Genomic DNA, 1,558 nt, shown 5'->3' with positions numbered 1-1,558 from the left:
TCTTGATACGCACACAATGTGATGTCGTAGTTGGTCTGCTCTCTGGACGACTCCAGTGCAAACGTGAGCCCGCCTTCCCCGGCCTTCAGCTTTTCTTCATCAATAAAGTAGTTTTCATATACATAAAGTACTTTGATCAGGTGATTCTTCTGCTGGCTTGAAGACTGAATTTCAGCCAGGGAGCAATAGGAATAAGGGTCGCTCTCCGTTCCTTGCTTCTGGAGATTCTTAAGCAGCTCCATTGCCGTCATGTCCTCGCTGCTTTTGACTCTGGTCGGAATGGTATTGATAAACAATCCGACAATACTCTCGATGCCTCGCACATTTGCCTGACGACCTGAAACAATCTTTCCAAATACAACGTCTCTGGTACCGCTGTATGCCTGCAACACGATTCCCCATGCAGCCTCTACCAAAGTATTGGCTGTTAATTGATGGGCCGCGGCGGCCTGGAACAGCATTGTACTGGTCTCGCCAGACACCTTGACGACTTCCCGCTGAACCTGCTGCTCCGTCACCGGGGGCTTCGTCACCGGCTTGATCTCAGCCGTTTCCTCATAATCGCTCAGCAGCTTCTCCCAATAGGACAGCCCTTGTTCCTGATCCTGCTTCTCCAGCCATTCGATATACTCCCCATAGGAAGCATTTTGTTTCTTTTCCTCCCTCACCAGCTGTTCCAGCTCATCCCGGCTGCTGCCTTCGTTCAACATCCTATAGAATCTGTTGAAATCGCCGTACAGCAAGGACAGGCACCAGCCGTCCAAGATGATATGGTGATAATTCCAAATCAATTTGTGACTGCCCTCGCTAGCTTTAAGGTAGTGAACCCGCAGCAGCGGATCTTGCTCCAGGTTAAATCCGCGTTTGATATGGCCTTTTGCTATCGCTGCGATTCTTTCCGCTTGCTCAGACTGCTCAAGTCCTGACAGATCCGTTCTTTCATACCCGATTTCCCTGTCATGCAGCAGTACCTGTCTCGGCTTGGAGAGGTTTTCGTGCACAATCGCTGTCCGCAATACATCATGCCGCAGGGCAAGTAACTGCAGGGCCTGCTGAATATATTCTTCTTCAACATCGCTTCCGATTGAGAATAGGCTCTGGATGATATAATTTGTAGATTCCTTATCGGCAATGTCGTGGAATAGCATCCCTCCCTGCAGCGGGGTAAGGGCGTAAATATCCTCGATCCGCGACGTTTTCTCGAAAGCGTTCTGTATAACGGCTAAATCCTTGCCCGTTAAATCAGATACAGAATAATCCGAAGGGGTCTTCACCGTTTCCTTTTGCAGGAGACAATACTCAATGATCTCTAGCAGACTTTGTTTGTACAGGGATGTGAACTTTTCCATCCGTACGCCAGAGTACAGGCTTTTGTCATAGGCTAAGCTCAGGCTGAGCCGGCCCCCCGAAATATATCCGTTAAAGCTCACTTTTCCCGGCAAGATATTTTCATCTGCTGAGCTTTTTCCTGCGGAAAAGAAGCTTAGCTTACCGTCTTTAGCCTCGGCATCCATTTGCCCCAGATAATTAAACTGGATGTCAGCCGCGAGATCCGGAA

1 protein-coding gene is annotated in these 1,558 nt (G+C 49.0%); it reads right to left on the bottom strand.

Annotation, left to right across the window (positions count from 1 at the left end; all coding sequences use genetic code 11):
• A partial coding sequence (locus BN3772_RS16975) for a condensation domain-containing protein (protein ID WP_042200931.1) occupies positions 1 to 1,558 on the bottom strand: 1,558 nt, incomplete at both ends.

Source organism: Paenibacillus camerounensis, from assembly GCF_000723885.1.
Lineage (GTDB): Bacteria > Bacillota > Bacilli > Paenibacillales > Paenibacillaceae > Paenibacillus_AQ > Paenibacillus_AQ camerounensis.
The sequence above is the reverse complement of the archived record's forward strand: the minus strand, read 5'-3'. Positions and strand labels throughout refer to the sequence as shown.